At 60.6% G+C, this 23,545-nt stretch carries 21 protein-coding genes and 1 riboswitch; of the genes, 11 read left to right on the top strand and 10 right to left on the bottom strand.

What is annotated here, in order from left to right; genetic code table 11:
• The first annotated feature begins 85 nt into the window (after positions 1 to 85).
• From ACQUTI_RS05815 to ACQUTI_RS05805, 3 genes are read left to right on the top strand one after another with little or no spacing between them, the layout of a single operon-like run.
• Positions 86 to 1,774 (top strand): sensor histidine kinase, encoded by a 1,689-nt coding sequence (locus tag ACQUTI_RS05815; RefSeq protein WP_004201596.1) that lies wholly within the window; start codon positions 86 to 88, stop codon positions 1,772 to 1,774.
• Positions 1,768 to 2,487 (top strand): two-component system response regulator BtsR, encoded by a 720-nt coding sequence (gene btsR, locus ACQUTI_RS05810; RefSeq protein ID WP_122543272.1) that lies wholly within the window; start codon positions 1,768 to 1,770, stop codon positions 2,485 to 2,487. The genes ACQUTI_RS05815 and btsR overlap by 7 nt, the downstream gene beginning before the upstream one ends.
• A 47-nt stretch (positions 2,488 to 2,534) precedes the next feature.
• The gene (locus ACQUTI_RS05805; protein WP_017899341.1) at positions 2,535 to 3,005 is read left to right on the top strand and encodes a DUF1456 family protein; all 471 of its coding nucleotides are present in this window, start codon (positions 2,535 to 2,537) and stop codon (positions 3,003 to 3,005) included.
• Between the two features lie 109 nt (positions 3,006 to 3,114).
• Here ACQUTI_RS05805 and metG read toward each other — a convergent pair whose 3' ends face one another.
• Positions 3,115 to 5,148 (bottom strand): methionine--tRNA ligase, encoded by a 2,034-nt coding sequence (gene metG, locus ACQUTI_RS05800; protein WP_064150986.1) that lies wholly within the window; start codon positions 5,146 to 5,148, stop codon positions 3,115 to 3,117.
• A 153-nt stretch (positions 5,149 to 5,301) separates the two neighbouring features.
• Between metG and apbC the strand changes: the two genes are divergently transcribed.
• Complete coding sequence (apbC, locus tag ACQUTI_RS05795; RefSeq protein WP_004201592.1) at positions 5,302 to 6,411, top strand: iron-sulfur cluster carrier protein ApbC; 1,110 nt, start codon at positions 5,302 to 5,304, stop codon at positions 6,409 to 6,411.
• Here apbC and ACQUTI_RS05790 read toward each other — a convergent pair.
• Positions 6,408 to 6,869: a GNAT family N-acetyltransferase gene (locus ACQUTI_RS05790; RefSeq protein ID WP_017899343.1), complete on the bottom strand. Its 462-nt coding sequence runs from the start codon at positions 6,867 to 6,869 to the stop codon at positions 6,408 to 6,410. The genes apbC and ACQUTI_RS05790 overlap by 4 nt on opposite strands.
• The gene (locus tag ACQUTI_RS05785) at positions 6,844 to 7,161 is read right to left on the bottom strand and encodes an RcnB family protein (RefSeq protein ID WP_017899344.1); all 318 of its coding nucleotides are present in this window, start codon (positions 7,159 to 7,161) and stop codon (positions 6,844 to 6,846) included. Before ACQUTI_RS05785 ends, ACQUTI_RS05790 begins: the two co-directional genes overlap by 26 nt.
• A 183-nt stretch (positions 7,162 to 7,344) precedes the next feature.
• Here ACQUTI_RS05785 and ACQUTI_RS05780 point away from each other — a divergent pair, with 183 nt between their 5' ends.
• Positions 7,345 to 8,244: a LysR family transcriptional regulator gene (locus tag ACQUTI_RS05780; RefSeq protein WP_004201589.1), complete on the top strand. Its 900-nt coding sequence runs from the start codon at positions 7,345 to 7,347 to the stop codon at positions 8,242 to 8,244.
• Here the strand turns inward: ACQUTI_RS05780 and ACQUTI_RS05775 are convergent.
• Both ACQUTI_RS05775 and ACQUTI_RS05770 read right to left on the bottom strand, forming a co-directional pair.
• On the bottom strand, positions 8,234 to 9,577 hold the full coding sequence (locus ACQUTI_RS05775; protein ID WP_004201588.1) for an NCS2 family permease: 1,344 nt from the start codon (positions 9,575 to 9,577) through the stop codon (positions 8,234 to 8,236). The genes ACQUTI_RS05780 and ACQUTI_RS05775 overlap by 11 nt on opposite strands.
• A 2-nt stretch (positions 9,578 to 9,579) precedes the next feature.
• Entirely contained in the window at positions 9,580 to 11,391 is a 1,812-nt protein-coding gene (locus tag ACQUTI_RS05770; protein WP_048295199.1) for an adenine deaminase, read from the bottom strand.
• Between the two features lie 120 nt (positions 11,392 to 11,511).
• Between ACQUTI_RS05770 and ACQUTI_RS05765 the strand changes: the two genes are divergently transcribed.
• Complete coding sequence (locus ACQUTI_RS05765; protein WP_064189976.1) at positions 11,512 to 12,426, top strand: LysR family transcriptional regulator; 915 nt, start codon at positions 11,512 to 11,514, stop codon at positions 12,424 to 12,426.
• Here the strand turns inward: ACQUTI_RS05765 and ACQUTI_RS05760 are convergent.
• Complete coding sequence (locus ACQUTI_RS05760; protein ID WP_043520354.1) at positions 12,423 to 12,845, bottom strand: universal stress protein; 423 nt, start codon at positions 12,843 to 12,845, stop codon at positions 12,423 to 12,425. The genes ACQUTI_RS05765 and ACQUTI_RS05760 overlap by 4 nt on opposite strands.
• Before the next feature lie 185 nt (positions 12,846 to 13,030).
• Positions 13,031 to 13,128: riboswitch (TPP riboswitch) on the top strand.
• Positions 13,129 to 13,162: 34 nt separating this feature from the next.
• Here ACQUTI_RS05760 and thiM point away from each other — a divergent pair.
• From thiM to fbaB, 3 genes are all read left to right on the top strand, one after another.
• Entirely contained in the window at positions 13,163 to 13,936 is a 774-nt protein-coding gene (gene thiM / locus ACQUTI_RS05755; RefSeq protein WP_080838096.1) for a hydroxyethylthiazole kinase, read from the top strand.
• The gene (gene thiD, locus ACQUTI_RS05750) at positions 13,933 to 14,733 is read left to right on the top strand and encodes a bifunctional hydroxymethylpyrimidine kinase/phosphomethylpyrimidine kinase (protein WP_009307429.1); all 801 of its coding nucleotides are present in this window, start codon (positions 13,933 to 13,935) and stop codon (positions 14,731 to 14,733) included. The genes thiM and thiD overlap by 4 nt, the downstream gene beginning before the upstream one ends.
• A gap of 147 nt (positions 14,734 to 14,880) precedes the next feature.
• On the top strand, positions 14,881 to 15,933 hold the full coding sequence (fbaB, locus tag ACQUTI_RS05745) for a class I fructose-bisphosphate aldolase (protein ID WP_254465670.1): 1,053 nt from the start codon (positions 14,881 to 14,883) through the stop codon (positions 15,931 to 15,933).
• A 60-nt stretch (positions 15,934 to 15,993) separates the two neighbouring features.
• Here the strand turns inward: fbaB and ACQUTI_RS05740 are convergent, their stop codons facing one another.
• The 3 genes from ACQUTI_RS05740 to ACQUTI_RS05730 all read right to left on the bottom strand — a co-directional run bounded on the left by ACQUTI_RS05740 (position 15,994) and on the right by ACQUTI_RS05730 (position 19,742).
• The gene (locus ACQUTI_RS05740) at positions 15,994 to 17,277 is read right to left on the bottom strand and encodes an RbtT/DalT/CsbX family MFS transporter (protein WP_060656124.1); all 1,284 of its coding nucleotides are present in this window, start codon (positions 17,275 to 17,277) and stop codon (positions 15,994 to 15,996) included.
• A gap of 80 nt (positions 17,278 to 17,357) precedes the next feature.
• A complete protein-coding gene (locus ACQUTI_RS05735; RefSeq protein WP_080838091.1) occupies positions 17,358 to 18,965 on the bottom strand; it encodes an FGGY-family carbohydrate kinase in 1,608 nt (535 codons plus the stop codon).
• A 27-nt stretch (positions 18,966 to 18,992) separates the two neighbouring features.
• Positions 18,993 to 19,742, bottom strand: coding sequence for an SDR family oxidoreductase (locus ACQUTI_RS05730; protein WP_023318720.1), 750 nt, complete (start codon positions 19,740 to 19,742; stop codon positions 18,993 to 18,995).
• A gap of 255 nt (positions 19,743 to 19,997) precedes the next feature.
• Between ACQUTI_RS05730 and ACQUTI_RS05725 the strand changes: the two genes are divergently transcribed.
• Entirely contained in the window at positions 19,998 to 20,999 is a 1,002-nt protein-coding gene (locus ACQUTI_RS05725) for a LacI family DNA-binding transcriptional regulator (RefSeq protein ID WP_023318719.1), read from the top strand.
• Positions 21,000 to 21,020: 21 nt separating this feature from the next.
• Here ACQUTI_RS05725 and ACQUTI_RS05720 read toward each other — a convergent pair whose 3' ends face one another.
• Positions 21,021 to 21,962, bottom strand: coding sequence for a sugar-binding transcriptional regulator (locus ACQUTI_RS05720; RefSeq protein ID WP_004201572.1), 942 nt, complete (start codon positions 21,960 to 21,962; stop codon positions 21,021 to 21,023).
• Between the two features lie 206 nt (positions 21,963 to 22,168).
• On the opposite strand from ACQUTI_RS05720, the gene dalD reads away from it, so the two are divergent.
• Positions 22,169 to 23,536, top strand: a complete 1,368-nt coding sequence (dalD, locus tag ACQUTI_RS05715; RefSeq protein WP_080838087.1) for a D-arabinitol 4-dehydrogenase — start codon at positions 22,169 to 22,171, stop codon at positions 23,534 to 23,536.
• Positions 23,537 to 23,545: the final 9 nt, after the last annotated feature.

The following is a 23,545-nucleotide window of genomic DNA, read 5'->3' as shown; positions in this document are numbered from 1 at the left end:
TTTTTCATTTTTATGCAGGGCTTCAAAGAAAGTTTTCGCCAGTCAGGGTATGGTACGCGCTTTCTGAAATGTGTGGTTTGCGGGTATGTACGAGTTTGATCTGGTGTTGCTGCTGCTTCAGCAGATGTGCGTATTTTTGGTCATCGCGTGGTTGATGAGCAAAACCCGACTGTTTATCCCCCTGATGCAAGTCACCGTTCGCCTGCCGCACAAGCTGCTGTGCTACGTCACCTTCTCCATTTTCTGCATTATGGGGACCTATTTTGGTCTGCATATCGAAGACTCTATCGCCAACACCCGCGCCATCGGCGCCGTGATGGGCGGCCTGCTCGGCGGCCCGGTGGTCGGCGGGCTGGTGGGGCTGACCGGCGGACTGCACCGCTACTCGCTGGGGGGGATGACCGCCTTAAGCTGCATGGTCTCCACCATCGTCGAGGGGCTACTGGGCGGTCTGGTGCACAGCGTGCTGGTCAAACGCGGCCGGCCGGACAAAGTCTTTAGCCCGCTCACCGCCGGGGCGATCACCTTCGTGGCCGAGCTGGTGCAGATGATGATCATTCTGCTGATTGCCCGCCCGTTCCAGGACGCCCTGCATCTGGTGCAGAGCATTGCCGCGCCGATGATGGTGACCAATACCGTCGGTGCGGCGCTGTTTATGCGCATTCTGCTGGACAAGCGGGCGATGTTCGAGAAGTACACCTCCGCTTTTTCCGCCACGGCGCTGAAGGTGGCGGCGTCCACCGAGGGGATCCTGCGTCAGGGGTTCAACGAAGAGAACAGCATGAAGGTGGCCCAGGTGCTTATCCAGGAGCTGGATATCGGCGCGGTGGCGATCACCGATCGCGACAAGCTGCTGGCGTTTACCGGCATCGGCGACGACCACCATCTGCCGGGCAAACCTATCTCCTCGTCGTATACGCAACGGGCGATTGAGACCGGGGAGGTGGTGTATGCCGACGGCAACGAGGTGCCCTACCGCTGCTCGATTCATCCGCACTGTAAGCTGGGATCGACGCTGGTGATCCCCTTACGCGGTGAGAACCAGCGGGTGATCGGCACCATCAAACTGTATGAGGCGAAAAACCGTCTGTTCAGTTCGATCAACCGCACCCTCGGAGAGGGTATTGCTCAGCTGCTGTCGGCGCAGATCCTCGCCGGGCAGTACGAGCGGCAGAAGGCGCTGCTGACGCAATCCGAAATCAAGCTCCTGCATGCCCAGGTTAACCCGCACTTCCTGTTTAACGCGCTCAACACCCTGAAGGCGGTGATCCGTCGCGACAGCGAGCAGGCCGGCCAGCTAGTGCAGTATCTGTCGACCTTCTTTCGCAAGAACCTGAAGCGGCCGACGGAAATCGTCACCCTCGCCGATGAGATAGAGCATGTTAACGCCTATCTGCAGATTGAGAAGGCCCGCTTTCAGGCTAACCTGCAGATCCAGATGGCGGTGCCGGAAGGGCTGGCGCATCACCAGCTGCCGGCCTTTACCCTGCAGCCGATCGTGGAGAACGCCATTAAGCATGGCACATCGCAGCATCTAGGCGTCGGCGAAATTACCATTCGCGCCAGCCAGGACGATCGCTGGCTGCAGCTGGATATCGAAGATAACGCCGGGCTGTACCAGGCCAACCCTCAGGCCAGCGGGCTGGGGATGAATCTGGTGGACAGGCGGCTGCGGGCGCGTTTTGGCGCCGACTGCGGCATCAGCGTCACCTGCGAGCCGGAGCGCTTTACCCGTGTCACCCTACGTCTGCCCCTGGAGGAGAATGCATGCTGAGAGTATTGATCGTCGATGATGAGCCGCTGGCGCGGGAAAACCTGCGTATATTGCTGGAGACACAGCGCGATATCGAGATCGTCGGCGAGTGCGGCAACGCGGTGGAGGCGATTGGCGCGGTACATAAACTGCGTCCCGACGTGTTGTTTCTCGACATCCAGATGCCGCGCATCAGCGGTCTGGAGATGGTCGGGATGCTCGACCCGGAGCACCGCCCCTATATTGTGTTTCTCACCGCCTTTGATGAATACGCGGTGAAAGCCTTTGAGGAGCATGCTTTTGACTATCTGCTCAAGCCGATTGAAGCTGCGCGGCTGGAGAAAACCCTCGCCCGCCTGCGCCAGGAGCGTAATCTGCAGGATGTGTCGCTGCTGGATGATGCTCAGCAGACGCTGAAATACATACCCTGTACCGGTCACAGCCGTATCTGGCTGCTGCAGATGGAGGATGTAGCCTTCGTCAGCAGTCGGATGAGCGGCATCTACGTGACCGACCGCGAGGGCAAGGAAGGGTTTACCGAGCTGACCCTGCGCACCCTTGAGAGCCGCACGCCGCTGCTGCGCTGCCATCGCCAGTATCTGGTGAATTTGGCGCACCTGAAGGAGATTCGCCTGGAGGAGAATGGTCAGGCGGAGCTGCTAATGCGCGCCGGGCAAACGGTGCCAGTGAGCCGACGCTATTTAAAAAGCCTGAAAGAGGCGATTGGCCTGTAAAGCTGCTACACTGCGCCCCATTGCATCATCGACAGTAAAAGGCACTCATGCTCAGTAATGATATTCTTCGTAGCCTGCGCTACACCCTGAAAGTCAATAATAACGATATGGTGCGCATTCTTGCGCTATCCGCTATGGAATCCACCTCCGCCAGCTTCGACACCTGGACCACGAAAGAGGATGAAGAGGGCTTTGTCCGCTGCCCGGACATTATTCTGTCGGGTTTCCTCAACGGCCTGATCTATGATAAGCGCGGCAAAGACGATTCGGCGCCGGAGTTAGCGCTGGAGCGTCGGGTGAATAACAACACGGTGCTGAAAAAGCTACGGATCGCCTTCTCGCTGAAAACGGACGATATTGTGGCGATCATGAGCGAGCAGAAATACCGCGTGTCAGTGCCGGAAGTGACCGCCATGATGCGATCGCCTGACCACAAAAACTACCGCGAGTGCGGCGACCAGTTTCTGCGCAATTTCCTGCGCGGGCTGACCCAGCGGGTGCATCACCCGAAACCGTGATTTTTGCCGGGTGGCGGTTTCGCCTTACCCGGTCTACATAACCCGTAGGCCCGTGCAAGCGCAGCGCCGCCGGGCAAAAAAAAGCCGGATGGTTAATCCGGCTTTTTTATTATTTCACCTGCTGACCCGGCCTGGCGCCGTCGTCAGGGCTTAACAGGAAGATATCCTTCCCGCCAGGGCCGGCGGCCATCACCATCCCTTCCGAGATACCGAAGCGCATTTTGCGCGGCGCCAGGTTGGCGACCATCACCGTCAGGCGGCCAATCAGCGGCTGCGGATCCGGATAAGCGGAGCGGATGCCGGAGAAGACGTTACGTTTCTCGCCGCCCAGATCCAGCGTCAGGCGCAGCAGCTTGTCGGAGCCTTCAACAAATTCCGCGTTCTCAATCAGCGCCACGCGCAGATCGACTTTGGCGAAATCATCAAAGGTGATGGTGTCCTGAATCGGATCGTCCGCCAGCGGGCCGGTCACTGGCGCAGCTGCGGCTTTCACCTCTTCTTTTGACGCTTCAACCAGGGCTTCCACCTGTTTCATCTCGATGCGGTTGTACAGCGCCTTAAACGGATTGACCTTGTGCGCCAGCAGCGGCTGCTGAATGGCGTCCCAGCTCAGCTCGCTGTTGAGGAACGCTTCCGCACGCGCGGCCAGCTGCGGCAGGACCGGTTTCAGCCAGGTCATCAGCACGCGGAACATGTTCAGACCCATGGTGCAGATGGCCTGCAGGTCGGCGTCGCGGCCTTCCTGTTTCGCCACTACCCACGGCGCCTGCTCATCGACATAGCGGTTGGCCACGTCGGCGAGCGCCATGATTTCGCGGATGGCCTTACCGAACTCGCGGCTGTCCCACGCTTCGCCGATGCTTTCCGCCGCGTCGGTGAAGGTTTTGTACAGCGCCGGGTCGGCCAGCTCAGCGGCCAGCACGCCGTCAAAACGCTTGCTGATAAAGCCGGCGTTGCGCGAGGCGAGGTTAACCACCTTGTTGACGATGTCGGCATTCACGCGCTGGATAAAGTCTTCCAGGTTAAGGTCGATGTCATCGATGCGCGAAGAGAGCTTGGCGGTGTAGTAGTAGCGCAGGCTGTCAGCGTCGAAATGATTTAACCAGGTGCTGGCCTTGATAAAGGTCCCGCGCGACTTGGACATCTTCGCGCCGTTGACCGTCACGTAGCCGTGCACGAACAGGTTAGTCGGCTTACGGAACTGGCTGCCTTCCAGCATCGCCGGCCAGAACAGGCTGTGGAAGTAGACGATGTCCTTGCCGATAAAGTGATACAGCTCGGCCGTGGAGTCTTTCTTCCAGTATTCGTCGAAGCTGGTGGTGTCGCCGCGCTTGTCGCACAGGTTCTTGAAGGAGCCCATGTAGCCGATCGGCGCGTCCAGCCAGACGTAGAAGTATTTGCCCGGCGCGTTCGGAATTTCGAAGCCGAAGTACGGCGCATCGCGGGAGATGTCCCACTGCTGCAGGCCGGACTCAAACCACTCCTGCATTTTGTTCGCCACCTGCTCCTGCAGCGCGCCGCTGCGGGTCCACGCCTGCAGCATTTCGCTGAATGATGGCAGGTCGAAGAAGAAATGTTCGGAGTCACGCATCACCGGCGTGGCGCCGGAGACCACCGATTTCGGGTCGATAAGCTCGGTAGGGCTGTAGGTCGCGCCGCACACTTCGCAGTTATCGCCGTACTGGTCTGGAGATTTACACTTCGGACAGGTGCCTTTCACAAAACGGTCCGGCAGGAACATGCCTTTTTCCGGATCGTAGAGCTGAGAGATGGTACGGTTTTTGATAAAACCGTTCTCTTTCAGACGAGTGTAGATCAGCTCCGACAGCTCGCGGTTCTCATCGCTATGCGTCGAGTGATAGTTATCGTAGCTGATGTCGAAGCCGGCAAAATCGGTCTGATGCTCCTGACTCATCTCGCCAATCATCTGCTCCGGAGTGATACCGAGCTGTTGCGCCTTGAGCATAATCGGCGTGCCGTGGGCGTCGTCGGCGCAGATGAAGTTGACTTCATGGCCGCGCATTCGCTGGTAACGGACCCAGACATCAGCCTGGATGTGCTCCAGCATGTGGCCGAGGTGGATGGAGCCGTTGGCGTACGGCAGGGCGCACGTTACCAGAATTTTCTTCGCGACTTGAGTCATAGTGAGCATTACATCTTCTGTTGTAAAAAGGGCTTCCGATATTACCAAAAGGGCTGTGGGTGCGCCATAAATGGCTGCCCATATATGGATAATCCTTACCTGTGATAAACTCTGTGATTACTGAAAGCATCTCAAAACAACAAAGGAGTCGGGATGAATTCGCAATCCCAGGCCAAATCCCCCGAGCGCCTACGTGCGATGGTCGCCGGGACGCTGGCCAATTTCCAGCACCCAACCCTGAAGCATAACCTCACCACCCTCAAGGCGCTGCACCATGTCGCCTGGCTGGATGATACCATTCATATTGAGCTGCAGATGCCGTTCGTCTGGAGCAGCGCCTTCGAAGCGCTGAAAGAGCAGTGTAGCGCCGAGCTGCTGCGCATCACTGGCGCGAAGGCTATCGACTGGAAGCTGACCCACAGCATCGCCACCCTCAAGCGCGTGAAAAACCAGCCCGGGATCAACGGCGTGAAGAACATTATCGCCATCAGCTCCGGGAAAGGCGGCGTCGGTAAATCCTCCACGGCGGTAAACCTGGCGCTGGCACTCGCCGCGGAAGGGGCGAAGGTGGGCATTCTGGATGCCGATATCTACGGCCCGTCGATTCCCACCATGCTTGGCGCGGAGGACAGCCGCCCGACCTCGCCGGACGGCACCCATATGGCGCCGATCATGAAGTACGGGCTGGCCACCAATTCCATCGGCTACCTGGTGACTGACGACAACGCCATGGTCTGGCGCGGCCCGATGGCCAGCAAGGCGCTGATGCAGATGCTGCAGGAGACCCTGTGGCCGGATCTGGATTACCTGGTGCTGGATATGCCGCCGGGCACTGGCGACATTCAACTGACGCTGGCGCAGAACATTCCGGTCACCGGCGCGGTGGTGGTCACCACGCCGCAGGACATCGCGCTGATCGACGCCAAAAAGGGCATCGTGATGTTCGAGAAAGTGGAAGTGCCAGTGCTGGGGATCGTGGAAAACATGAGCATGCATATCTGCAGCAACTGCGGGCACCACGAGCCGATCTTCGGCACCGGCGGCGCGCAAAAACTGGCCGAGAAATACCACACCCAGCTGCTGGGCCAGCTGCCGCTGCATATTACGCTGCGGGAAGATCTGGATAACGGCACGCCGACGGTGGTGGCGCGTCCGGAAAGCGAATTTACCGACATTTACCGCCAGCTGGCGGGCCGGGTGGCGGCCCAGATGTACTGGCAGGGAGAAGTGATCCCGGGTGAGATTGCCTTCCGCGCCGTTTAAGGCCGCGGCGAGCGCATCAGCCAGTATCCGCCCTCGGGCGAGGCGCCCTGTGCTTCGATGGTCCAGCCGTGACGCTGGTAGAAGCGCAGGGCGTTTTTATTTTCCATCAGGCACTTCAGCGTCCCGCTGGCGGTAAAGGTCCGTTCGACCTGCGCCAGCAGCGCGCTGCCGATATGTTTGCCCTGCCAGTCCGGGTCGACGAACAGATGGTGAAGGAAATTATCGGCGGTCCATACGGCGGCAAAGCCCACCGGCAGGCCGTCGCATTCCGCGACCCACAGCTGTTCATCCGCGGTGGCGGCATCGAAATCTTCCAGCCGCCAGGTCGTGGAGGGAAGCCAGGTCCACGATACACTGCGCGCCCGCAGGAAGAGCTGGCGCAGCGCCGGAGAGTCCGCTGGTTCGCCGGGGCGGATGCGGATATTAAGCGGATCAGCGATGATAGAAGATCTCGCCATCGTACACCTTGAGGATTTTGCCTTCGGTGTCGGTGATCAGCACGTAGTTACCGCCCATATAGGTCCAGTGGCTGCCGGCGTCCGGCGCGGGAAGATTACGCTGCTGCCAGCCTTTGATGTTGTATTCCGGGGTAAGGTACATCGCCGGAACGGTGTCGCCAATGTGAAACTGGGTGAAGTCGGCGGTGAACTCTTTCAGCGCATACTGCTCGATCCCCGCGGCAGAAGCCGTCCAGCTGGCGCCAGCGGTGGCAAGGAGTACGCCCAGAAGCATCATTTTTGTTTTACGCATAATTTCCTCAATATTACCTGGACTCAAAATAGCAGCCTCGTATCATTCCTGATGCGTTGCTGAAATGGCAAGCACTGGATTTTTAAAAAGTGTAAGCAAAACACGGCGCAAGTCCTGCGCCGCTTGCGTTGCAGCGACGGTGATGCGTATTTTGGGAGCAATCTGAAGCAGGGGAGAATCGGCATGTTCAGGTTGGAAGATCTGACCTTATTTGTCCGCGCCGCGGCACTGGGCAGTTTTAGCGACGCCGCGCGCGAGGCGGGGCAGCAGCCGGCGCAGGTGAGCGCGGCGATTAAACGTCTGGAGACGATCCTCAATATTCGCCTGTTCGCCCGCTCGACCCGCAGCCTGCGCCTGACGCCGGAGGGGGAGACCTGGCTGCCGTATGCCACCCAGATGCTCGATACCCTCGAGGCCGGCCTGCAGAAGATCCAGACCCCGGATGATGAAATTCGCGGCATGCTGCAGATTGCCGTGCCGTCAGACCTCGGGCGTAACCTGCTCCTGACCTTGTTCCGCGACTTTCGGCAACGCCATCCGGCGCTGCGCCTGCGGCTGCTCTTTTCCGACCAGCTGACCGACGTGTTTAAAGATCCGGTGGACGTCGCGTTCCGCTATGGCAATAACGATGACGCCTCGTTTATTTCGCTGCCGGTGGCGCCGGAAAATCGTCGGGTGCTGGTGGCCTCCCCAGAGTGGATCGCCCGCCACGGCGAGCCGCAGACCCTTCAGGAGCTCGGCCAGCACAATGCGTTGATCTACATTTTGCGCGGCCGCCCGTTCGACCGCTGGTCACTGAGCCTCGACGGAGAAGTTCAGCAGCAGAAGGTCTCCGGCACGGTGATGAGCGACGACGCGGAGGTGATCCGGCGGCTGGCGGTGGCCGGGGAGGGCATTGCCTATAAATCGATGCTCGACGTCAGCGACGATCTGCGGGCGGGCCGCCTGCGGCGCCTGCTGCCGCGTTACCAGGGGGATATGGTGCCGTTGAACCTGATTTGTCCGCACCGCAAGCAGCTCTCTGCCGCGGTGCGTTTGTTATATGAAGAGGTGAAAGCACATTGTGAAGGGCTTAATGTCTGACTAAGGTCGCGAAGTAGTAGACCAGCGGGACGGCCAGCACCCACAGGCCAATCGGGATTTCCCGCCACTTGCCGGCGATGGCCTTGATCACAATGTAAAACAGCAGCCCGCCGGCGATACCGGTGCCGAAGCTGTTGGCGATGAGGGTGATCATCACCATCATCAGTACCGGCAGGCCGTCGGTGAAGTTGCCGAGATCCACTTTGCGCAGGCCGCTGAACATGTTCAGGCCGATCAGGATCAGCGCCGGGGCGGTGGCCTCCTTCGGGATCATCAGCGCCACCGGCGTGAACAGCAGCATCAGCAGGAACATCACCGCCGCCGACAGCGCGGTGAGGCCGGTTTTGCCGCCGGCTTCCGCTGCCGCCGAGGACTCGATCAGCGCCGTTGCCGCCGGAATCCCCACCCACGGGCCGAGCGCCGCAGCAATCGAATCGACCATAAACGGGCGATTAATCTGCGGCATGTTGCCTTCTTCATCCAGCAGACCTGCCTCGCCGCCCACCGCCAGCGTCGTCCCCATGGTGGAGAAAAACTCAGAAGCGAAAAAGACGAACAGGAACGGCAGGAAGGCGATGTTTAACGCCCCCAGCAGGTCGACCTGTCCCAGCACCGGCGCCAGCGAGTGGGGGACATCGATAAAATGCGTCGGCAGTTTGGTCACGCCGAACGGGATCCCCACCAGGGTAGCGCACAGAATGGCCCACAAAATGGCGCCCGGCACCTTACGCGCCTGCAGGGCTATCGCCAGGAACAGGCCGCACAGCGCCACCAGCGCGCTGGGGGCGAGAAAGTCGCCGAGCATCAGGGCGTTGGTTTTGGCATTGGCGAGCACCAGCCCGGCGTTGCGAAAGCCGAGAACGGCGACAAACAGGCCGATGGAGGCCGTCAGCCCCAGCTTGATCGACTGTGGCACCGAGCGGGTGACCACTTCGCGCAGGCCAAAGCGGGTCAGCAGGAAGAAGAGAACCCCTGACCAGCAGGCGATCCCGAGGCCTGTCTGCCAGCCAATCCCCTCGCTACCTGCCAGCGTGACCCCTACCAGCACCGAGCCGCCAATGCCCGGGCCGACGATAAACGGCAGGTTGGCGTAAAACGCCATCAGCAGCGAACCGACGACGAAGACCAGAATGGTGCCGGTGGTCGCGGCGCCTTTGTCCATCCCGCCGATCGCCAGCAGTCCCGGGATGACCACCAGTAAATAGGCGGCGGCGAGGAAACCGGTGATCCCGGCCAGGCATTCAGTGCGTAGCGTGCCGCCGCGCGAGCGCAGCGCAAAGCGGCGCTCCAGCCAGTTATCGCGGGCGGAAGAGTGAAGTGTGTTATCGGCCATGTTCAGGCTCCCTGAGGATTATTGTTGTGAGGCGTTGGCGCCGGGGTCTCCCGGCAGGCTATCAACGGGTCGACTATCTGGCGGCTGCCGCCGTCGGTGAGACCCAAATCGGTTAAATGCGGCCCGGCGTTACAGGCAAGACAGGTGCCTTCAATAGCCTTGAAGACCCGGTACGGCGGCTCCCAGTCAGCGACTCTGCTGCTCAGATCGCGCAGCTCGCGGAACTGACGCGCCAGCTCGGCGGCCGGCAGATCCGACAGCATGCCGGCAATCGGCATCGCCACATGGGCGAGGATCTCGCCCTGTTGCGCCAGCGCCATCCCGCCGCCGGAGGCGATAAGCTGGTTGGCCGCCAGCGCCATATCCTCAGCATCGCGCCCGAGCACCACCAGATTATGTGAGTCGTGGGAGTAGCTGGTGGCGATGGCGCCGCGCAGCTCGCCCCAGCCTTCAAGCAGGGCGATTTGCGGCGTCGCCTGATGGCGGCCGTGGCGGTGCTTGACCCAGATCAGGCTGAAGCCGGCGGGCAGCTGGACCTGGCCGTCGCGGATCTGCACCTCGACCTCACCCCACTGGGTGAAGCGCGCGCCGCGGATATGGCGCAGGCGGGCGACGCCGTGGCGAATGCCCTTGATGCGCAGGATAAAGTCATCGGCGGCGAGGGGGGCTATCTGTAAGGTATCGCGCGGCGGCGTCACGCCCGGCGCCGGGGCGATCGGCTTCAGCAGGCGGCCGGCATGGGCCAGCCGTTCCCCGCCAACATAGACTTCGCGGGCCGCCAGTTTTTCCAGGGAATCAAACACCACCAGGTCGGCGCGTCGCCCGGCGGCAATCAGCCCGAGATCGTGGCGCTGCAGACGAATAGCGGCGTTGAGGGTGGCGAAACGCAGCGCGTCGACCGCCGGTAAACCGTGTTCGATCAGCAGGTTGAGCAGGGCGATGATCCCGCCTTTCTCCAGCAGCATATCCGGCGGCACGTCATCGGTGCAGACGGTGATCTGCGAGGAGAGGTGCGGCAGCGTTTTCAACGCCGCGACGATATCCGGCAGCAGATAGGGGTGCGAGCCGCGGATCTCGATCGTCAGACCGGCGCGCAGTTTTTCCAGCGCGTCGTCCGCCGAGGTCAGTTCATGATCGGAGGTGACGCCGGCGGCGAGGTAGGCCTGCAGGTCGGCGCCGCTCAGGCCGCGGGCGTGGCCTTCAATCAGTTTGCCGCTGTTGAGACCGGCCTGGACAATCTCCTGCATCCGCTCGCTGCCGTGCAGCACGCCGTGCATATCCATCACTTCCGCCACACCGCGCACTTCCGGCCAGCCGAGCATGGTCTCCATTTCCGCGCCGGCGAAATCGGCGCCGGACATTTCGAGGCCGGGGGTGGAGGGCACGCTCGACGGCGCGGCGACCATCACCTGCAGCGGCAGGTGGCGGCTGGCGTCTACCGCGTAGCGCACGCCCTCGACGCCGAGCACATTGGCCAGCTCATGCGGATCCCAGAACACCGCGGTGGTGCCCTGGGTGAGGACGATTTCGGCGTAGCGCTCAGGTGGCAGATGCGAGCTTTCGAGGTGCACGTGGGTGTCCATCAGGCCGGGCGACAGGTAGCTACCGGCCAGGGAACGCACTTTATGGGCGTCGGCGCGGCTGCCGCGGGGGTGGACGCTGGCGATCATCTCGCCGACGATACCGACGTCAGCGGGGCGAATTTCGCCCGTGGCCATATCGACGATCTGCGCATCGACCAGCAGCAGATCAAACGGGGATTCGCCGCGCGCGGCCTGTACGGCGCGACGGCGGACTTGAGCATTGCTGGACATAACCACTCCGGCACAAGGATAATGCGGATACTCTAGAGGCACAGCAAACGTTTGCCCAGATGAATAAATTTATCACCCGATAAGCTCGGGTTATTGTGCAGGACCACCGTAGCGAACCCGATGATGAACGAACCCTGGCAGCGGCTGCCCGCGCTCTCTCTTAAACAGCTTCAGTATTTCGTCACCCTGGCCCAGCTGCGCCATTTTACCGATACCGCCAGTCGGCTGGCGATTAGCCAGCCGGCGCTGAGCAGCGCCCTGCGGCAGATTGAAACGGTACTCGGCGGCAAACTGGTCAACCGTACCGCTGCGACGGTCACTCTGACTGAACTGGGGGCGGCGATTTTACCCCACGCCCAGCGGATCCTCAGCGTGGCGCAGGCGGCCTTTTCCGATATGCAGCAGATTGTCGAGGCGGGTGGCGACGGGACGGTGCGTATCGGTCTGGTGCCGTCGGTCAGTTCGCTGCTGTTTCCGTTGCTGCCGCAGACCCTGGCTGAGGCCTTTCCGCGTCTGCGCATTGAATTTCACGATCAGACCAACGATGCGCTTATCCAGGCGCTGCAGCGCGGCGAGATTGATTTCGGCATCGGGGCGATCGACAGCTCACTGCCCGCAGAACTGCTGGTCTATCCGCTACGCGACGATCCCTTCGTGGCGGTGCTGCACCGCGACGATCCGCTGGCCGCGCAGGCGCATCTGCCGTGGAAACAGCTGGTGGGGCGGGATATTGCTGTGTTCTCGAAGGGCAATATCCAGCGGCTGGTGGCGGCATTAGTGGAGAGCCATCGCCTGACGCTGACCACCCGCTACCAGGTGGACTATATCGAAACCCTGTATGGCCTGGTGCGCTCGCGCTTAGCGGTGGCGATTCTGCCGGCGCTGTACACCACCCATCTGCAGGACCCGGCGCTCAGGGTCGCCCACCTGCAGCAGCCGGCGTTGACCCGCACGGTGGCCCTGATGCGCGGCCCGCAGGCGCTGCCCCCGCTTATTGAAGACTGTTTTTCCCTGCTGCAGGCCGCCTTGCGCTAGGGCAGGTGCTTGATCAGCACGTCTACGGTTAAGTGGTTGATGTACTCCAGCGAGTGTGAGGAGAGGACGCCCAGCAACCGGTTATGGTGCCCGGCAATAATTAAATCGATCTGCCGCTGCCGAACGCAGGTTTCTACGTCTTCAAACCGGCGGGTGGTCACCAGCGAGAGGGTATCCACCGGCAGGGAGACGGTGCAGGCCAGCTCGTTGAGCAGGGCTTTGGCCTGGATCACCTCCTGCGAGACCTGATCGTCGCGCAGGCTGTCGGAAACATAGTTCAGCGCCCGGTAGTCGGTGCTGATGTGGGCGATGGTGATGCGCATGCCGTTCTCTTCTGCCATTCTGGCGGCATGCTCGAGCAGCGGGACGCCGTCCTGACTGCTGTTAATCAGTACCAGCGCATGGTGATAAACGGCCATGGCGTATATCCTCAGTAGGCTAATTAGCTCATGATGTCATCATTTTCCGCCCGCCAGCAGCGGAATGCAATCTTGCCCGGTCGCTTGATGAGCATGATGGCCGCGATGGTATCGTATGCAGGGTTAAAGGCTTGTTGTATGAACCGGTGAGTTGCGGTAAATTCCACAACGCTTAACAATTTCACTATTTTGACTCGGGGTGCCCTTCTTCGTTGAAGGCTGAGAAATACCCGTACCACCTGATCTGGATAATGCCAGCGTAGGGAAGTCAGAGACCGCAGGGTCATTGCTTCTACCTCGTCTGGCGGGAGCAAACCATGCCTGAGCTGCTGAATCCCGCGCCTGTCGCGCACCTGCGCCATCTGCTGCGCGCCCATTCCCCCCTTGTGCACTGCATGACCAATGACGTGGTGCAGACCTTTACCGCCAATGTTCTGCTGGCCGTCGGCGCCTCGCCGGCGATGGTGATCGATCCCCGCGAAGCGGCGCAGTTCGCCGCCATCGCCGATGCGCTGTTAATCAACGTCGGCACCCTGACCGCAGACCGCGCCGTGGCCATGCGCGCCGCAGTGGAGCAGGCCCGCCAGGCCGGCAAGCCCTGGACGCTGGATCCGGTAGCGGTCGGCGCCCTGACCGTGCGCACGGCCTTTTGTCACGAGCTGCTGGCCCTGCAGCCGGCGGCCATTCGCGGCAATGCCTCTGAAATTCTGGCGCTGGCCGGGATGAGCGGTGGCGGGCGCGGGGTGGATACCACCGATACGGCCGCCGCAGCGCTGCCGGCGGCCCAGGCGCTGGCTCGTCAGCTGAGTACCGTAGTGGCGGTCACCGGCGAGGTGGACTACGTCACCGACGGCGAGCGGGTGCTCAGCGTGGCGGGCGGCAGTGCGCTGATGACCCGGGTGGTGGGCACCGGCTGCGCGCTGTCGGCGGTGGTGGCGGCGAGCGCGGCGCTGCCGGGCGACCGGCTGGAAAACGTGGCCGCCGCCTGCGGGCTAATGAAGCAGGCCGGGGAAATCGCCGCCTGTCAGGGAGGCCCAGGCAGCTTTATTCCGGCGTTTCTCGACGCGCTGTATCAGGAGGTGCAGGGATGAAACGCATCAACGCCCTGACCATCGCCGGCACTGATCCCAGCGGCGGGGCCGGTATCCAGGCCGATCTGAAAACCTTCTCCGCGCTGGGAGCCTATGGCTGCTCGGCGATCACCGCCCTGGTGGCGCAGAATACCCGCGGCGTGCAGTCGGTCTATCGTATTGAACCGGACTTTGTGGCGGCGCAGCTCGATTCGGTATTCAGCGATGTGCGCATCGATACCACCAAAATCGGCATGCTGGCGGAGACCGATATTGTGGAAGCCGTGGCCGAGCGGCTGGCGCGCTACCGGGTGGCCAATGTGGTGCTGGATACCGTCATGCTGGCGAAAAGCGGCGATCCGCTGCTGTCGGCCTCGGCGGTAGAGACCCTGCGTCAACGATTGTTGCCGCAGGTGTCGCTGATCACTCCAAACCTGCCGGAAGCGGCCGCCCTGCTTGACGCCCCCCATGCGCGCAACGAGCGCGAAATGCTGGAGCAGGGGCGGGCGCTGCTGGCGCTGGGCTGCGGCGCAGTATTAATGAAAGGCGGCCATCTCGACGATGCCGAAAGCCCGGACTGGCTCTTCACCCGCGAAGGGGAACAGCGATTTACCGCGCCGCGAGTGCAGACCAAAAACACCCACGGCACCGGCTGCACACTCTCCGCCGCGCTGGCGGCGCTGCGCCCGCGTCACGCCGACTGGGCGGCCACCGTTACCGAGGCCAAGGCCTGGCTGTCGGCGGCCCTGGCCCAGGCCGACTCCCTGGAGGTGGGCCACGGCATCGGACCGGTACACCATTTCCACGCCTGGTGGTAAATGGCAGCGTAACGGGACAGCAGAATCTCCTGAAAAAATGCCCTCCCGGCTGGAAAATAGGCTAAGTCGGTACCAGGCTTAACCTGCCCAAAATAATTGGGTTGGGATAATGCATGCCGGCTCCGGCCGGCCTTACGGGAGATTGCTATGACTGATATTACGCAGTTGCTGGGCAAAGATGCCGAGAGCCTTTTGCAGCACCGTTGTATAACCATTCCGGCCGACCAGCTGTATCTGCCTGGCGCAGATTATGTTGATCGGGTGATGGTGGATAACAACCGGCCACCGGCGGTGCTACGCAATATGCAAACCCTGTACAACACCGGACGTCTGGGGGGGACCGGTTACCTTTCCATTCTGCCGGTCGACCAGGGCGTGGAGCACTCGGCGGGGGCCTCCTTCGCCGCCAACCCGCTGTACTTCGATCCGAAAAATATCGTCGAGCTGGCGATCGAAGCCGGCTGTAACTGCGTGGCGTCGACCTACGGCGTGCTGGCCTCGGTGTCGCGCCGTTACGCGCATCGCATTCCTTTCCTGGTGAAGCTCAACCATAACGAAACGCTGAGCTACCCCACCGAGTACGACCAGACCCTCTACGCCAGCGTTGAGCAGGCGTTCAATATGGGGGCGGTGGCCGTGGGCGCGACGATCTATTTCGGCTCGGAACAATCGCGTCGTCAGATAGAAGAGATCTCCGCTGCCTTTGAGCGGGCGCATGATCTGGGCCTGGTCACCGTGCTGTGGGCCTATCTGCGCAATTCGGCTTTCAAGAAAGACGGTGTCGACTATCATGTTTCCGCTGACCTGACCGGTCAGGCCAACCACCTGGCGGCCACCATCGGCGCCGATATCGTTAAGCAGAAAATGGCGGAGAATAACGGCGGCTACAAAGCGGTTAACTTCGGCTATACCGACGACCGGGTGTACAGCAAACTGACCAGCGATAACCCTATCGATCTGGTGCGCTACCAGCTGGCCAACTGCTATATGGGCCGCGCCGGGCTGATTAACTCCGGCGGCGCAGCGGGCGGGGAGACCGACCTTGCCGACGCGGTGCGCACGGCGGTGATCAATAAACGCGCCGGCGGCATGGGGCTGATCCTCGGCCGTAAAGCGTTTAAGAAATCGATGGCCGACGGCGTGAAGCTGATCAATGCCGTGCAGGATGTCTACCTCGACGGCAAAGTCACCATCGCCTAAGGCGAAAATCCGGGCGTTACCGCCCGGATTGCTCGTTGTTCCTACCCGATGTCGGGTTTATTAAGACTCCGCCGCGTTGGCGGTAAACGGTTTTGCGCCCTGAGCACTGGTAAAGCCAGGCTGTTCAACGCGGATTAACGGGCACAGGAAGAAGGCCAGGATATATAAGGCGGTATAGGCAATCACCACCCCGATGGTGCTGAAATAGGGCAGCAGCACCACGGCGATCGCCGGCGCCAGAAAGTTCGACAGCCCGGCTGACAGGTTATAGACCGAAATCGCCGCGCCTTTATGGTTCGGCTCCAGCGCCGGGAACACCGCCGCCATCGGCACGAATGCGGCGACGAAAATACCCAGGGCAATAGCCGGCACCAGCGCCATCGCAAAGCTGTGGCCAAAGTGCTGAGGGATGTAGTAAAACGCCAGGCTGGAGAACGCCATCCCGATGCAGCCGAACCAGCGAATCACCTTCATCCAGCCCATTTTCTCCGCCACGATCCCCCAGAAAACGTTCGAAAAGATAGTGGTGAAGAAGAAGGCCGCCCACACCTGGAGCCACTCCGAGGTGGTAAAGCCCAGCTCATCAACGAACATCATCGGCATAATCACCGCAAAACCAAACAGCGACAGGGTGTTAATAATGCGCACAATGCTCGAGAACAGGATGCTGCGGTTGGTATAGAGCAGCGTCGCGGCGCGCCCCAGTTCGGCGAGTTTTTCGCGAGTGGTCAGGTTCTGCATATGGCGCGGCGTTTCGGTATGACGCATCGACACCAGCGCAATGATGCCGCCGGTGGCGCAAAAGACCAGCGCCAGCCACAGGGTGCCCATTTCGCCAATGTGAGGAATGGTGAAACTCGGAATATAGCTGCCGAACACGCCGATGCCCACGGAGTAGACCGCCCAGAACCAGCCCAGCGCAGAGCTGGAACTGTCGCTGCGAACGTTGTGGATAATGGCGACGATAAATGAGTAGAGGAACAGCGGGTAGGCCAGGCCGCGGATGCCATAAAACAGCAGGATCAGCGCATAGTTGGCGCGACCGAGGCCGAAGACGAGGAACAGTACATGGAATACGCACCACAGCACGAAGCCGATCATCATGGCCTTGCGTGGGGTGATGATCTCCGCCACCACGCCGGAGACCCACGCCGACAGGGCGGCGGCCAGACCGTATAGCGTAAAGGCAAAGGAAGCCTGCGCCGGGGTGAATCCGAGTGCTTTGATGTAGTGCGACAGAAAAGCCAGCTCAAAGCCGTCGCCGGTCATAAACACGGCGATGGCGACATATCCCCAGATGAGGTTGAGCGGTAGACCGTACCACTGTTTGTTATTAACGGACATGTTGACCTCGATTTCAGAGTGCAGATGAGTGTCTCCGCTGCACAGCAGCGGAGCATTATTGTTATTAAAAAAGAGGGTTGTTATTCGCGAATCAGCCTGCCGGCCTGTTGTAGCGCCTTATAGGCCTCATACCTGCGCTGATGTAGCGAGCTAAACGCAGTCTCGCTGTGATAGGTGGCATCCACCTGAGTAAATTGCTTCATGGCCTCCGGCAGCGAAGCCGTGATTCCGCCCGCGACGGCGCCGAGGATGGCGGAGCCTAACAGCACCGGCTCGCTGCAGGCGGTGCTCACGACGCTAACGCCGCAGGCGTCGGCCAGCAGCTGCCGCACCAGCGGATGCTGTCCGGCCCCGCCGCTGATGACGATATTTTCACTCTCAATTCCGCAGGCGCGCTGGGCGTCGAGGATCTGTCGCAGGCCATAGCCAATCCCGCATAACCCGGCAACGTACAGCGCGGTCAGGTTATCCAGGTCCCGCTCCATCCCCAGCCCGGCAATCAGCGCTTTCGCGTGGGGGTCGGCAAGCGGCGCGCGGTTACCGAGAAACTCGGGCACCACGTGTAGACCGGCGGCCAGCGTGACAGCCTCAGAAGGCGAGGCAGCCTGCGCCAGTACGCGATCTGCCAGCCAGACCGGCAGAGGGACGCCCGCGGCTTTAGCCTGCTCGCGAGCCGCCGCCGCCGCCGGATGGAAGCTCAGCAGCTGGTCGATTGCTGCGCCGGCGGCGCTTTGTCCGCCTTCAATCAGCCAGTAGCCCGGGACCATCGCCGAATAGTAGGGGCCCCAGACGCCGGGGACGAACACCGCTTCCTCAGTGGTGGTCATGGTGCAGGAGGAGGTGCCGAAGACGTAGGCCATATTGTTGACCGCGCCGTTAAGCACCCCAACGGTGCCGATGCCGCCCGCATGAGCGTCAATCATCCCCACCGCTACCGGCGTGCCGATCGGCAGGCCCATCTCTTCTGCCGCCGTGGCGCAAAGACCGTCGCCGCAGGGGGTTCCAGGGTCGACAATCCGCTGGCCGATGCGGACAAAATCTTCATCCGCCAGCTCGTCGAGGCCAATCTGGCGGAAGTAGTCGGCATCCCAGCGTTGTTCATGCGCCAGGTAGGTCCATTTACAGGTCACAGTGCAGACCGAGCGGGCGTCATCGCCGGTTGAGCGCCAGGTAAGGTAATCGGCGAGGTCGAAGAAGTGGCGCGCCTGCTGATAGATGTGCGGGCGATTCTCCTTCAGCCACAGAATTTTCGGCGTTTCCATCTCCGGCGAGATTTTGCCGCCAACGTACTGCAGTACCGGGTGGCCCGTCGCGTTGATCTTTTCCGCCTGCGCGGTGGCGCGATGATCCATCCAGACAATAATATTGCGGTCCGGATCGTCCGAAGGCCCGACCGCCAGCGGCGCGTCGTTATCGCCAATCACCACCAGCGAGCAGGTGGCATCGAAGCCGAGCCCGGCGATCGACGACGGCGGGACGCCGGCGCTGGCCACCGCGGTTTTAATGCAGTAGCACACCGCCTGCCAGATTTCACGGCTCGACTGCTCGACCTTGTTTCCGGCGCTGCGAAACAGGGTAATTTCCCGGGTCGCGTGGGCGAGAAGCTCGCCCCGCAGATTGAAGACCCCGGCGCGCACGCTGCCCGAACCGACATCCACACCAATAATGTTTTGCGTATCGTTTTGCATCACATCCTCTCACAGGCTGGTTACGGGTCAGAGATCCACGCTGTTCGGCAGGATCACAATGTCGCGTACGGTGACGTTTTTCGAACGCGTCACCATAAACAGCACCGACTCCGCCACTTCAATCGGCTGCATCAGACTGCCGTTGGCCAGCGCTTCATCCATTTTGGCTTTTGGCCAGTCGTCCAGCAGCGCGGTCACCACCGGGCCCGGCAGTACGGCGCCGACGCGCACGCCATACTGCGCCACCTGACGACGAGTGGTGTGGACAAACGCCTGCACGGCGAATTTCGACGCGGTATAGACAGGCTCCCAGATCACCGGCACCACGCCCGCGATGGAGCTGGTGAAAATAATATCGCCGGATTGTTGCGCGATCAGATGCGGCAGGACGCTGCGCACGCAGCGGAAGGCGGCGTTGATGTTGAGGTGCAGCACGCGGTCCCAGACGTCCGGGTCGCCCTCGGCCACCGGCCCGCCGATATAGGCGCCGGCGTTGGCGTGGAAGATATCGAGACGCCCGGTAAGCTGCAAAATGCCCTGCAGAAGATTATCGACCTGGTCCGCCTGCATCAGATCCACCTGCAGAGCGAAGGCGTTTTCGCCAAGTTCGGCGACCAGTTTGTTGAGCTTTTCGCCTTCGCGGTCGATTAGCACTACTTTTGCGCCAGCCCCCAGCAGGGTCTTCGCGCACTCGAGGCCGATACCGGACGCCGCGCCAGTGATCGCGGCGACTTTACCGCTGAGGGAAGTATTCATAGAGGAGACGGAGTGGTTCATTTTATAATCCTTTGCCGTGTCTGGTTAAAACTATCGAACCCGAGGGCATCGCGTTCGAGGTTATGGACAAAAACCTGGTAACATATTGAATATCAGCATCATTATTCAGGCTTGCTGGCATGTTAAGGCAGTATGCGCGCGTACTTTCTGGCGTGAAATGGATGCTCAATCGATGAAGCTATGTTGCGCTCGCTTCATCGATTGAGCAAGTGGGGAAATTAACAGCGACATGATTTTGTGACGCAAGTTGGAAAAATGAAGAAGATAACGATTTACGACCTGGCGGAGCTTTCCGGCGTTTCGGCGAGCGCGGTGAGCGCTATCCTCAACGGTAACTGGAAAAAGCGCCGCATCAGCGCAAAGCTTGCCGAGAAGGTGACCCGGATTGCTGAGGAGCAGGGCTATGCGATTAACCGCCAGGCCAGCATGCTGCGCAGTAAAAAATCACACGTCATTGGCATGATTATCCCCAAATACGATAACCGCTACTTCGGTTCCGTCGCTGAACGCTTTGAGGAGATGGCCCGCGAGCGTGGCCTGCTGCCGATTATCACCTGTACGCGCCGAAGCCCGGAGCTGGAGCTCGAAGCGGTAAAAGCGATGCTCTCCTGGCAGGTTGACTGGGTGATCGCGACCGGGGCGACCAATCCGGATAAAATTTCCGCGCTCTGCCAGCAGGCGGGCGTGCCTACGGTCAATCTCGACCTGCCGGGGTCTCTCTCTCCGTCGGTGATTTCGGATAACTACGGCGGTGCGAAAGCGCTGACCCACAAGATCCTCGCTAACAGCGCCCGCCGTCGGGGATCGCTGGCGCCGCTGACCTTCATCGGCGGGCGCAGCAGCGACCATAACACCAGCGAGCGTTTACGCGGTTTCCACGATGCGCATCACGAGCAGGGGCTGAGCGTGCCGCAGGCGAATATTCTGGCTCCCGGCTATTCGAAAGGTCACGTCGAGGACTGCCTGCAGGAGCGGTTTGGCAGCGCGAAGACGCTATTGCAGGGGATATTTGTTAACTCGACGATATCCCTTGAAGGGGTTGTGCGCTGGCTGTCGCAGGTGGGGCTGACCGGCAGCGAGCAGCCGCCGATGGGCTGCTTCGACTGGGATCCGTTTGTCTATCTGCTGGGGCACGATATCGACATGGTGCAGCAGGACGTGCCGGCGATGCTGGACGCTGTTTTTTCGATTATTGACGCCGGCGAAGCCAGCCAGCAGCGGATTGAAATTCCGCCGCGACTGATGAGCAGCAGTTGAGTCGCTGTCTGCTGTTTGCCGTTAGCGCGTCAGCAGCCAGCGAGCGGTATGTTCATCGGTCACCAGGCCGTTGATCCAGCCGCCTTTAAGGGCGGCCAGGATCGCCGGTCGTTTGTATTCTCCACAGGCCGCGGCAATCCGCGGGCAGTGGTTCTGGCGGATATCATAGCTGGTGATCATGCGGTTGATCTCGCTGTCGACCACCTCGCCTTCTGCATCAATAAACCGCCCGAGGATCTCCCCGATGCCGCCGCGGGCGGTCAGCTCATCCATCTGCGCCTGATTGATAAATCCGTCTTTAAAGATCGGGCTTTGCGTGCCCAGCGGACCAATACCGACAAAAATCACGTCCGCCTCCCGGGCGACGCCAGAGACGCTGCGGAATAAGCGATTGGTGCACCACATCTCATACTCATCCGCGGTCTGGGCGTAGCGCGGCGCCGGCCACTGATAGTACTTGGCTTTTATTTTGCTCGTCAGCAGCAGGGGCACGTCATCGTAATAGTTGCACTGCCCGTCGGCGTCCATGGCGCTGATCAGCGCCACGCAGCGGGTATTCAGGCTGTCGAAATCGATGCGCTGCAGCGCTTTTTTCAGGGTCAGGCCCGAGCCCAGACCGATGATTTTCTCTTTATCATCCTGCAGGTAGCGAGCCATCAGCTGATAGCAGCCAAACGATACGCTATCGAGGGTGCTTTCTTCGCTAAAGGCGGGGACCACATTGCACTCAAGAAGCCGATACTTTTCCTGCAACAACTGCGCATAATCGAGGCAGTTCGCCACTGGATGGTGCAGATTAATCGACACAATCCCTTCTTCTTTCGCGGCGGCGATCAGCCGTTGCACCACCGGTCTGGAGGTGCCCAGCTGGCTGGCAATCTCGCTCTGATTCTGGCCGGCGATGTAGTACATCCATGCGGCACGCACCTTCTGATCCAACCGGATATCGTCTTCTTTACTCATGGTTTCCCGCCCTAAGTTGCTGGCCTGGGCACGCAATTGGCCCGGCGAATACCCGCATTCTCGCCGTGGTTGGCATAACTGGCAAGCTTTTGCTCTCGACTGGTCATTTGTAATTTAATTGGGTAATTGTTCTTTTGTGATCTGTGGCTCTTATTTTGGTCAAATGATCAATTACAGTGGCGCCATCAACTCAAGGAGAGCAGAACATGAACAATCAATTCACATGGCTTCACATTGGTCTGGGTTCTTTTCATCGCGCGCATCAGGCGTGGTATCTGCATCGTCTGATGGCTTCCGGGGATAAGCGCTGGCGCATCGCGGCGGGCAATATCCGCAACGACGCCGAGCAGGTGGTGCAGGCGCTGGCGGCGCAGGGAGGACGTTACGTGCTGGAGACCGTCAGCCCGGAAGGGGAGCGCGAATATGAAGAAATCACCTCTATTCAGAAACTGCTGCCGTGGCAGGCAGGGCTGCAGCCGCTGATTAACGAAGGGGCCAATCCGCAAACAAAAGTTATCGCCTTTACCGTGACGGAAGGGGGGTACTACCTGAACACCCGCCATCAGCTGGAAACCAGCAACCCCGATCTGCAGGCCGACCTGAAAGGCGAATGCAAAACCATTTACGGCACCCTCGCACGAATTCTGGAAAAGCGCATGGCGGACAACGCCGGGCCGCTGACCCTGCTCAACTGCGACAACGTGCGGCATAACGGTGAGCGCTTCCACGACGGGATGGTGGAGTTCCTGCAGCTTACCGGCAAACAGGCGGTGATTGACTGGATGGCCGCGAATACCACCTGTCCGAATACCATGGTGGACCGCATCACCCCGCGTCCGGCGGCCGATCTGCCGGCCCGTATCAAAGCGCAAACCGGCATTGACGATAAGGCGCCGGTAATGGGCGAGACCTTTATCCAGTGGGTGGTGGAGAACAACTTCCGCGATGCCCGCCCAAATCTGGAAGCGGTCGGCGTGGAGATGGTCGAGTCGGTTATCCCCTATGAAGAGGCGAAAATCCGCATCCTGAACGCGTCCCACAGCTGCATTGCCTGGGCGGGGACCTTAATCGGCCAGCAGTATATTCACGAAAGCACGCTCACCGATGCTATCTACGCCATTGCCGACCGCTACGTCACGGAGGATGTCATTCCTTGCCTCCACGATAACGGCATTGATCTGCCGACCTACCGCGATGTGGTGCTCAAGCGCTTTACCAACCCGCATATCCAGGACACCAACCAGCGCGTTGCCGCCGATGGTTTCTCAAAGATTCCGGCGATGATCGCGCCAACCTTGCAGGAGTGCTATCAGCGCGGCGTCCGTCCGGAAGCGACCGCCATGCTGCCGGCGCTGTTCTTCGTCTTTATGGAGCAGTGGCATAAGGGAACCCTGCCGTATCAGTACCAGGACGGCATCCTGGATGAGCAGGCGGTGCATGAGATGTATGAGGCTCAGGATCCGGTGGCTGTCTTCGCCCGTGATAAAGCCCTGTTTGGCGACCTGGCCGACAACGCGGATTTCCTGGCGCTAATGCGCGAGAAAGTCGCCGCTGTTTACACGCTGATTAAATAAGAGGTGGCT

It is taken from the genome of Klebsiella sp. 7-CIP_Kleb., assembly GCF_050378655.1.
In the GTDB taxonomy this organism is placed as follows: Bacteria; Pseudomonadota; Gammaproteobacteria; order Enterobacterales; family Enterobacteriaceae; genus Klebsiella; species Klebsiella quasipneumoniae.
The sequence above is the reverse complement of the archived record's forward strand: the minus strand, read 5'-3'. Positions and strand labels throughout refer to the sequence as shown.

Bases quoted from the DNA above. Each gene is read 5' to 3' on its own strand.
- ACQUTI_RS05815 (WP_004201596.1), top strand. From the start codon at position 86: ATGTACGAGTTTGATCTGGTGTTGCTGCTGCTTCAGCAGATGTGCGTA.
- btsR (WP_122543272.1), top strand. From the start codon at position 1,768: ATGCTGAGAGTATTGATCGTCGATGATGAGCCGCTGGCGCGGGAAAAC.
- ACQUTI_RS05805 (WP_017899341.1), top strand. From the start codon at position 2,535: ATGCTCAGTAATGATATTCTTCGTAGCCTGCGCTACACCCTGAAAGTC.
- metG (WP_064150986.1), bottom strand. From the start codon at position 5,148: ATGACTCAAGTCGCGAAGAAAATTCTGGTAACGTGCGCCCTGCCGTAC.
- apbC (WP_004201592.1), top strand. From the start codon at position 5,302: ATGAATTCGCAATCCCAGGCCAAATCCCCCGAGCGCCTACGTGCGATG.
- ACQUTI_RS05790 (WP_017899343.1), bottom strand. From the start codon at position 6,869: ATGGCGAGATCTTCTATCATCGCTGATCCGCTTAATATCCGCATCCGC.
- ACQUTI_RS05785 (WP_017899344.1), bottom strand. From the start codon at position 7,161: ATGCGTAAAACAAAAATGATGCTTCTGGGCGTACTCCTTGCCACCGCT.
- ACQUTI_RS05780 (WP_004201589.1), top strand. From the start codon at position 7,345: ATGTTCAGGTTGGAAGATCTGACCTTATTTGTCCGCGCCGCGGCACTG.
- ACQUTI_RS05775 (WP_004201588.1), bottom strand. From the start codon at position 9,577: ATGGCCGATAACACACTTCACTCTTCCGCCCGCGATAACTGGCTGGAG.
- ACQUTI_RS05770 (WP_048295199.1), bottom strand. From the start codon at position 11,391: ATGTCCAGCAATGCTCAAGTCCGCCGTCGCGCCGTACAGGCCGCGCGC.
- ACQUTI_RS05765 (WP_064189976.1), top strand. From the start codon at position 11,512: ATGATGAACGAACCCTGGCAGCGGCTGCCCGCGCTCTCTCTTAAACAG.
- ACQUTI_RS05760 (WP_043520354.1), bottom strand. From the start codon at position 12,845: ATGGCCGTTTATCACCATGCGCTGGTACTGATTAACAGCAGTCAGGAC.
- thiM (WP_080838096.1), top strand. From the start codon at position 13,163: ATGCCTGAGCTGCTGAATCCCGCGCCTGTCGCGCACCTGCGCCATCTG.
- thiD (WP_009307429.1), top strand. From the start codon at position 13,933: ATGAAACGCATCAACGCCCTGACCATCGCCGGCACTGATCCCAGCGGC.
- fbaB (WP_254465670.1), top strand. From the start codon at position 14,881: ATGACTGATATTACGCAGTTGCTGGGCAAAGATGCCGAGAGCCTTTTG.
- ACQUTI_RS05740 (WP_060656124.1), bottom strand. From the start codon at position 17,277: ATGTCCGTTAATAACAAACAGTGGTACGGTCTACCGCTCAACCTCATC.
- ACQUTI_RS05735 (WP_080838091.1), bottom strand. From the start codon at position 18,965: ATGCAAAACGATACGCAAAACATTATTGGTGTGGATGTCGGTTCGGGC.
- ACQUTI_RS05730 (WP_023318720.1), bottom strand. From the start codon at position 19,742: ATGAACCACTCCGTCTCCTCTATGAATACTTCCCTCAGCGGTAAAGTC.
- ACQUTI_RS05725 (WP_023318719.1), top strand. From the start codon at position 19,998: ATGAAGAAGATAACGATTTACGACCTGGCGGAGCTTTCCGGCGTTTCG.
- ACQUTI_RS05720 (WP_004201572.1), bottom strand. From the start codon at position 21,962: ATGAGTAAAGAAGACGATATCCGGTTGGATCAGAAGGTGCGTGCCGCA.
- dalD (WP_080838087.1), top strand. From the start codon at position 22,169: ATGAACAATCAATTCACATGGCTTCACATTGGTCTGGGTTCTTTTCAT.